Below are 7,561 nucleotides of genomic sequence, written 5' to 3'. Positions count from 1 at the left end.
CTCCTGGACGGCCCCCGTGAACCTCCCCAGCACTGACCAGTCCGCACCCGCGCCCACATCCGTGCCCGCCCCTGCCGGCCGACCGGCGGCGCGAGGCTCTCTCGGGCCGGTCGGGCTGGTGCTGGCCGGAGGGATCTCGGTGCAGTTCGGCGGAGCGCTGGCCGTGAGTCTGATGCCGCGGGTCGGGGCGCTCGGAGTGGTGACGCTGCGGCTGCTGGTGGCCGCGGTCGTGATGCTCGTGGTCTGCCGGCCCCGGGTGCGGGGGCACTCGCGGACCGACTGGGGCACGGTGGTCGCCTTCGGCGTCACCATGGCCGCGATGAACGGCCTCTTCTACCAGGCCGTCGCCCGCATCCCGCTCGGACCCGCCGTCACGCTGGAGGTGCTCGGCCCGCTCGCGCTGTCCGTGCTCGCGTCGCGCCGCGCGGTGAACCTGGTCTGGGCCGGGTTGGCACTCGGCGGAGTCTTCCTGCTCAGCGGCGGGGGCTTCGGCGACCTGGACCCGGTGGGTGTCGGCTTCGCCCTGGCCGCCGGGGCCATGTGGGCGACGTACATCGTCTTCAGCGCGCGCACGGGGCGCCGCTTCCCGCAGGCCGACGGGCTCGCGCTGGCCATGGCGGTCGCGGCGGTGCTGTTCCTGCCGCTGGGGGCCGTCGAGGCCGGAGTACGGCTGCTCGACCCGGTCACGATCGCGCTGGGCGCCGCCGTCGCCGTACTGTCGTCCGTCCTGCCGTACACGCTGGAACTCCTCGCGCTGCGGCGGCTGCCGGCCTCCACCTTCGCCGTCCTCATGAGCCTCGAACCGGGCATCGCCGCCGTCGCCGGTTTCCTGGTCCTCGACCAGGCCCTCTCAGCCACCGAGGCCCTCGCGATCGCACTGGTCATCGCGGCGAGCATGGGCGCGGTACGGACGCAGGTGGGGCGCACGGGTAAGTAGACCTCGAGTCCCTGCTGGGTAGGAGGCCACGACGTTGGCGACTCCGGCCAGTAGTCGGGATGCGGGCGGCTCGTCACCGGCCGAGGAGTGGGGGCGGTGGCAGTTGTAGTGGACGTTCCAGCAGCGTAGGGCGTCGGCGCGGTCGGATTCAGATGTCCACGCGCGGGCGTAGAGGAATTCCTCCGCAAGGATCCGGTTGTACCTCTCGGCCTTCCCGTTGTGCAAACCGGGTGAATCCATCCACGGCGGAGTGGAGGTATACGTAGCCCCCGCGTTCGCCCTTCCCTTTTCGACGGGCAACAGACCGGGCATGGTCGCTGTCTCGGCCGTGGGCACGCCATCCGCCACCGTCGGGGATGCGTCCGACCTTCTTCACGTCGAGGTGCACCATGTGCCCGGGCCACCGGGCGGTGATCTTCCGTGGTTCACGGTTCGTGTCGCCGGTGGGGTCGATGAACCGTCGGCGGTTCAGCCCCAGCTGGGCCAGGTGTCGCGTAGCGGTTCGTCGGCTGATCGGAGTCCCTGATTCGGCGAGTTCGAACGCGATCCGCGCCGCTGACCATTTCTGCGTCCGTCGAAGCTCCTCGACGCGGCTCACCACGATGTTGGGCGTCGATGTCGGCTTGTGGTGTGGGGTCGACGGCCGATCGAGCAGTCCGGTCGCGCCGTACCGCCGGTGGCGATTGACCCACTTCGATGCACAAGATCGGGAGATGCCCATCTCAGCTGCAACGTGGGCGATCAGCCGAGTCCGGCATCGCTCGACGAGGCGTCGTCGGCCCTCGACACTGAGCGGGGAGTTGGCATGGGTCATCGAACGCTGCTTTCTTCGACGATGTCCTGGGCCAGGCGGACCGGTTGGGCGTCGTCGGGCTGGTGAACCCTCGGCACGTGGCGCAGGGCGAAGACACCGAGTGCGGCGTGGAGGATGCCTGCGGTGACGGCAGCGGCGTGCAGACCGGTGACGAAGGCGGTCTTCGCATCGCCGATCACCGCAGCGGTGAGACCGGGGATCTGGAGTGTCTCGTTGAGGGTGCCGGCGATGTCGGGGCCCTGGAGCCGGAAGATCAGGGCGGCGAGCGAGCCGAGAAGTGCGATGCCGAGGGCGTTGCCGATCTCGTTGCTGGTCTCGGCGATCGCGGCCGCGGACCCGGCGCGCTCCGTGGGAACCGCGGCGACGGCGGTGTCGGCGACGACGCTGAAGGAGATGCCGTAGCCGATGCCGGCGATGACGGTGGAGGTCACGTACCAGCCGATGCCGCCGGAGATGCTGGTGGCCAGCAGCAGGAGCATGCCTGCGGCGATGAAGAAATGGCAGGTGATCAGCGCTGCCCGGGTGCCGATACGCGCGACCAGAGCCGGTGTGACGATGCAGGTCACGGTGAGCACAGCAGCGCCAGGGAGCGCGACGAGAGCCGCGTCCAGGACCGTCAGTCCGAGCACGGACTGGAGGTAGATGCCGCCGAGGTATGCCGTTGCCGACCATGCGGCCAGCGGCAGCAGCCCGGTGATAGCTGCGATGGTGAACACCCGGTCGCGGAAGAGGCGGAAGTCGATCAGCGGGTGTTCGAGGCGGAGTTGCCGCCGGATGAACCATCCCAGGGTGGCGACGCCGCTGATCCCTGTGGCCACCGGGGTCGTTGTCAGCCCCTGGGCGGCAGCGTGCTTGATCGCGTAGGCGGTCAGCAGGATGCCCGAGGCGGAGAGCAGAACGCTCAGGACGTCGATGCGGCCGGTTCGGGTGGCGCGTACCTCGCGGAGCAGGACTGGGGCCAAGACGAGGAAGAGCACAACGACGGGGAGATTGATCAGGAAGACCGATCCCCACCAGAAAGTGTTCAGCAGTTGTCCGCCGACGACCGGGCCGATCGCGAAGCCCGCAGCGAAGGTGGCTGCGAAAATGCCGATCGCCTTCGCCCGTTGGCGCGGGTCGGTGAACAGTTCGCTGAGTACCGCAAGGGCAGACGGCAGCAGCGTTGCGCCGGCCACACCCATCAGCGCACGGAAGGCGATCAGTAGTTCCGGCCCGGGGGCGAACGCCGCTCCTGCCGAGGCCGCGCCGAACACTGCCGCGCCGGTCATCAGCAGCTTCAGCCGGCCGTACCGATCGCCGATGTTCCCGAACGCGATGAGCAGGGACCCGACAGCGAACCCGTAGACATCCAGGATCCACAACGCTTGACCGGCAGTCGGCGACAGCGCCTCGGAGACCTTGGCCATCGCCAGGAACAGGACCGAGCCATCCATCGCGACCAGCAGTACCGGCCCGAGTACCACCAGCAGACCGAGCCACGCCCGCAGGCCCGGTGAGTGAGAAACACGCTGTTCATTCATGCCTCCGACGGTGCGGCACCGTCGGAGGCGGCAACCATCCCCGCGTCGTGGGTACACCTGGCAGGGACACTCAGGCACCGGCCGTGGCGCCTACGCTCAAAGTCATGGAACTGGAGAGCCTCGGGGCCTATCTCAAGACCCGCCGCGACCGGGTCACCCCCGCCGACATCGGACTGCGCACTTATGGCGCCGCCCGCCGCGTACCGGGTCTGCGCCGCGAGGAGCTCGCCCAGCTCGCCGGCGTGAGCGCCGGCTACTACACGCGGCTAGAGCAAGGCCAGGCCGGTACGGCCTCCCAACAGGTCCTTGATGCGCTCGTCGGCGTGCTCCAGCTCGATCCGGCCGAGACGGCCCACCTGCACAACCTCGCCCGGCAGCCCGCCACACCACGCCTGGTCCGTCCCCGCCTTGAAAGACCGCACCCGCGGGTACTGGCGCTCCTGGCATCCCTGGGCGAGACCATGCCGGCCGTCGTGCTCGGCCGCCGCGGCGACGTGCTGGCCTGGAACCGCACCGGACATGCCCTCGTCGCGGAGCACGTCGACTTCGAGGCGCCCCACGATCTTGCGCGGCGGCCGTCCATCCCCCGGATGTTCTTCCTCGACTCCCTCACCCAAGACCTTCACCGGAACTGGGATGAACTTGCCCGAATCCACGTCGCCTATCTGCGGCTCACCGCGGGCCGGTATCCCACCGACGCCCGGTTGGCCGAGCTGATCGGCGAACTCGCCATGCGCAGCCGGGACTTCGCCACGCTATGGGCCAAGGGCGACGTCGCGGACTGCACCGTGGGCACCATGCACCTGCGGCACCCGACGGTCGGCGCCGTCGACATCGACTATCAAGTGTGGCTTCAGCCCGAGAGCCCCGACCACCGGCTAGAGGTCTACACACCCAACGACACCGCCTCCGCCGACGCGCTGCGCCTGTTGTCCAACCAAGTCGCCGTTCAGCAGGACCCCGAGACCGCGTGCGCCGAGGCGGCCCAGCATCTGGACACGTAACCACTGCTGATGACCCTCACGGCATCGGTGGGCCTACACCCCGGAGCTGCGTCAACAACGTCGTGTCCCGCAACAGCTAGGCCTGGACTCCGTCGGCGCGCTCCTTGGGAAGCTCGGCGACGAAGGAGCCGAGGCCCGGCTCGGTGTAGATGAGCCCTTCCTTGCGCAGGCCTTGGTGCACTTTCTGCGCGGTCGCTGTCGCGATCCCGAATTCAGAGATGATCTGCATGACCGATGGCACGCGGGTGCGGGGCGGGTAGGTCCCGTCCTCGATCCGCCTGCGGATCACATCGGCAACCTGCCGCCAGCGTGGGATGTCTGGTACGAACTGCATCACTACACCACCATGCCCGTACTGAGCACACCAGTGCGATCCCTGCCAAACCCTAGTACACCATGGCCCACTATGGGTAAGGTGAGGCGCAGAAGACCCCCGCGACGAGTGGAGCCGTCCGGGGGCACGGCCACCAGCTGAACGAGATTGGAGCTGATGACAGTGACCGACCTTATCGGCCGCCTCATCGGCCGGGTGGGCCTCCTGCTCATCCGGCGCGACCAACGCCCCACACCTCCGAGCCGTCCCGCACGCACCGCCCCTCCTCCGACATCCACAACGCCCCTTCCCTCTCACCGCAGCCCATACGGCTTGGACGACAGCACCCCGCTCTGCGGCACCGCCACCAGACCCGTACGCCCGTACCTTCTCGCCCACGAACAGCGTCAGCGGCGGCGGGAGTTGGCCATGGCAGCCGCGTCGGGGTCGGGCATGCCCGGGCCGTACTGGATCCATGGATGCGAGGTCGCCTGATGGGAACGGAACCGCCAGAGTTCCGACTGTTACCTTGGGCCGGCGGCGAGGGGAAGCCCTGCTACCTGATCAGCGACGAGCACCCCGGCCCCGTGTCCCGCTTGGCCGACGCCACCGAGTCCATCCAGCTCGGCATGGGAAGGCAACTGCTCGCGCATGCCGACGACCTGATCCCGGACACACCGCAGGGCGAGCTCCGGTTCCTCGCCGAGTGTCTGACCGGGGCGCTTCGTGATGCTCTCCGGATCGCGGACAGCCGTGGGCGACGGCTGAAGCAGCTGAACTGAACGCGACGGCGCCGGCACCCCAGAGCTGACTTTGTGGCACATCCCGCAGATGTGCCACAAGGCCGGCATCACGCACAGCGCGGGCTGGATCTTGGCGCGGAACCACGTGATTCGATCTTCTCGGCCACCGTTGCGTCGGATACTGACGGCATGCAGAAGTTACCGACGTTTGTCTTCGTCCATGGCGCGTTCGCAAATTCGTTCTCCTTCGCGCCGCTGCAGGCCGAGCTCGCCCTGCTCGGGCATCGCTCAGTCGCGGTCGATCTTCCCGGTCACGGGTTCCAGGCGACGTTCCCCGTGGCCTACCAGGCTCCGCAGGATCTCGGCGCGCTCGCCTCGGAACCGGGAGGCATCAAGGGCGTCACCCTCGCCGACAATGCCGCCCACCTGATCGAAGTCCTCGAACGGGCGAAGCAGCACGGGCCGGTCATCCTCGTTGGCCACAGCAGAGGCGGTGTCACGATCACCGCGGCCGGCAACGCCCGGCCCGATCTGATCGACCGGATCTGCTACGTCGCCGCCTGGTGCCCCGTCAACCTGGACATCGGCGACTACTACGCCGAGCCGGAGATGGCGGACGTCGACACCGGTGTCTTCGCGTCGGTGCTCATGGGGAACCCGGCCGAGCTCGGTCTGCTCCGGACCAACTTCCGGACCGCTGACCCGGCGACGCTCAACGCCCTCAAGCGTGCCTTCGCCGCCGACCTCAGCGACGACGAGTTCCGGACTTTCCTGAACACCTTCCAGCCCGACGAGAACCTTGATGTCGGCACCTCCGCCGACCGGGCCCAGGCCGCGAGCTGGGGTCGGGTCCCCAAGTCCTTCGTGCGCCTGGCCGACGATGCCAGCATGCCGCCCGCCATGCAGGACCGGCTGATCCGCGAAGCCAACGCGCTCACACCGGACAATCCCTTCGACGTCAGGACGCTTGAGGGAAGCCATCTGCGCTGGCTCGTCCACCCGAAGCCCGCCGCCGAACTGCTCGCGAACCTCGCAGCGGTCTAGCCGGCGGTTGGCCGTGGTCCCGGCTCCGCCTCAGCGCCGCGACATGTACAGCTTCAGCGCCTTGTGCAGCAGCCGGTTGAGCGGGAAGTCCCACTCGCCCAGGTACTCCACCGCCTCTCCACCCGTGCCGACCTTGAAGCGGAGGAGGCCGAGGAGGTGGCTGGAGTCGTCCACGGTGTCGGTGATGCCGCGCAGGTCGTAGACGGAGGCGCCGAGTTCGTGGGCGTCGGTCATCATGCGCCACTGGACGGCGTTGCTGGGCTGGACCTCGCGTCTGCGGCTCGTCGAGGCGCCGTACGAGTACCAGACGTGCTCGCCGACCGTCAGCATCGTGGCCGCCGCGAGGACCTCGCCCTCGTGGTGGGCGAGGTAGAGGCGCATACGGTCCGGGTCCTCGGCGGTGAGCGCCGTCCACATGCGCTGGAAGTACGACAGGGGGCGCGGGACGAAGCGGTCGCGCTCCGCGGTCTCGACGTACAGCCTGTGGAAGGCGGGCAGGTCGTCGTGGCCGCCCTGGACCACCTTCACGCCCGCCTTGTCGGCCTTCTTGATGTTGCGGCGCCACTGCTGGTTGAGGCCGGAGTGGATGTCGTCGAGGGTCCTTCCGGCGAACGGGATCTGGAAGACGTACCGCGGCTGGCCCGCCGCGAAGCCGTGCGCGCCGTCCTCGCCGCCCGGCTCCGGCTGCCGCCAGCCCGTGCTCAGGAGCGCCTCGGCCACCGCCGAGGCCCGGTCGTCGCGCTCCGTGGCCTGCGTGTCGCGCAGCCGCCGGGCCGCGGGGTCCGCGATCGCCGCCTTGACCGCGTCCGCGCTCCAGCGCCGTACGACCACGGGCGGGCCCATCTTCACGGAGAACGCCCCACGCGACTTCAGGTACGCCAGCATCGGCTCCAGCCAGCGCTCCGCGAGGTCGGGCGCGTACCAGTCGATGACCGGGCCCTCGGGAAGGTACGCGAGGTAGCGCCTGAGCCTGGGCAACGGGCGCATCAGGACCAGGCCCACCCCCACCGGCCGGCCGTCCCCCTCGAACCAGCCCAGGCTCTCCGCCCGCCAGTCCGGCTTCACGTCTCCCCAGGACGGCACCTGCATGTGGCTGGCCGAGGGAAGGGCCTTGACGAAGGCCAGGTGCTCGTCGCGGGTGATGGCCTGGAGTCGGAGCGGCATACGGGCTCCCTGAGGGCTGCGG

At 69.2% G+C, this 7,561-nt stretch carries 8 protein-coding genes and 1 pseudogene; 5 read left to right on the top strand and 4 right to left on the bottom strand.

The genetic code is table 11. The features are described 5' to 3' along the window. Positions 1-16: 16 nt before the first annotated feature. Positions 17-937 (top strand): EamA family transporter, encoded by a 921-nt coding sequence (locus FNH08_RS39300; protein WP_407704550.1) that lies wholly within the window; start codon positions 17-19, stop codon positions 935-937. 18 nt (positions 938-955) lie between these two features. Here FNH08_RS39300 and FNH08_RS39295 read toward each other — a convergent pair. Next, positions 956-1,751, bottom strand: a pseudogene (locus FNH08_RS39295) (integrase core domain-containing protein); the annotation flags it as partial. Next, complete coding sequence (locus tag FNH08_RS39290; protein ID WP_152776309.1) at positions 1,748-3,271, bottom strand: MFS transporter; 1,524 nt, start codon at positions 3,269-3,271, stop codon at positions 1,748-1,750. The pseudogene FNH08_RS39295 and the gene FNH08_RS39290, both read right to left, overlap by 4 nt. A gap of 104 nt (positions 3,272-3,375) precedes the next feature. Between FNH08_RS39290 and FNH08_RS39285 the strand changes: the two genes are divergently transcribed. Further along, positions 3,376-4,275 (top strand): helix-turn-helix transcriptional regulator, encoded by a 900-nt coding sequence (locus tag FNH08_RS39285; protein ID WP_152776308.1) that lies wholly within the window; start codon positions 3,376-3,378, stop codon positions 4,273-4,275. Between the two features lie 76 nt (positions 4,276-4,351). Here the strand turns inward: FNH08_RS39285 and FNH08_RS39280 are convergent, their stop codons facing one another. Continuing rightward, a complete protein-coding gene (locus tag FNH08_RS39280; RefSeq protein ID WP_152776307.1) occupies positions 4,352-4,609 on the bottom strand; it encodes a GntR family transcriptional regulator in 258 nt (85 codons plus the stop codon). 312 nt (positions 4,610-4,921) lie between these two features. Between FNH08_RS39280 and FNH08_RS52570 the strand changes: the two genes are divergently transcribed. The 3 genes from FNH08_RS52570 to FNH08_RS39265 all read left to right on the top strand — a co-directional run bounded on the left by FNH08_RS52570 (position 4,922) and on the right by FNH08_RS39265 (position 6,375). Beyond that, positions 4,922-5,083: a hypothetical protein gene (locus FNH08_RS52570; protein ID WP_228034634.1), complete on the top strand. Its 162-nt coding sequence runs from the start codon at positions 4,922-4,924 to the stop codon at positions 5,081-5,083. 92 nt (positions 5,084-5,175) lie between these two features. After that, complete coding sequence (locus FNH08_RS54210) at positions 5,176-5,370, top strand: hypothetical protein (RefSeq protein WP_407704549.1); 195 nt, start codon at positions 5,176-5,178, stop codon at positions 5,368-5,370. A gap of 150 nt (positions 5,371-5,520) precedes the next feature. Beyond that, complete coding sequence (locus FNH08_RS39265) at positions 5,521-6,375, top strand: alpha/beta hydrolase (protein ID WP_152776310.1); 855 nt, start codon at positions 5,521-5,523, stop codon at positions 6,373-6,375. A 30-nt stretch (positions 6,376-6,405) separates the two neighbouring features. Here the strand turns inward: FNH08_RS39265 and FNH08_RS39260 are convergent, their stop codons facing one another. Beyond that, complete coding sequence (locus FNH08_RS39260) at positions 6,406-7,539, bottom strand: lipid II:glycine glycyltransferase FemX (RefSeq protein WP_152776305.1); 1,134 nt, start codon at positions 7,537-7,539, stop codon at positions 6,406-6,408. Positions 7,540-7,561: the final 22 nt, after the last annotated feature.

This window comes from Streptomyces spongiae (assembly GCF_009377185.1).
Classification (GTDB): Bacteria; Actinomycetota; Actinomycetes; order Streptomycetales; family Streptomycetaceae; genus Streptomyces; species Streptomyces spongiae.
The sequence above is the reverse complement of the archived record's forward strand: the minus strand, read 5'-3'. Positions and strand labels throughout refer to the sequence as shown.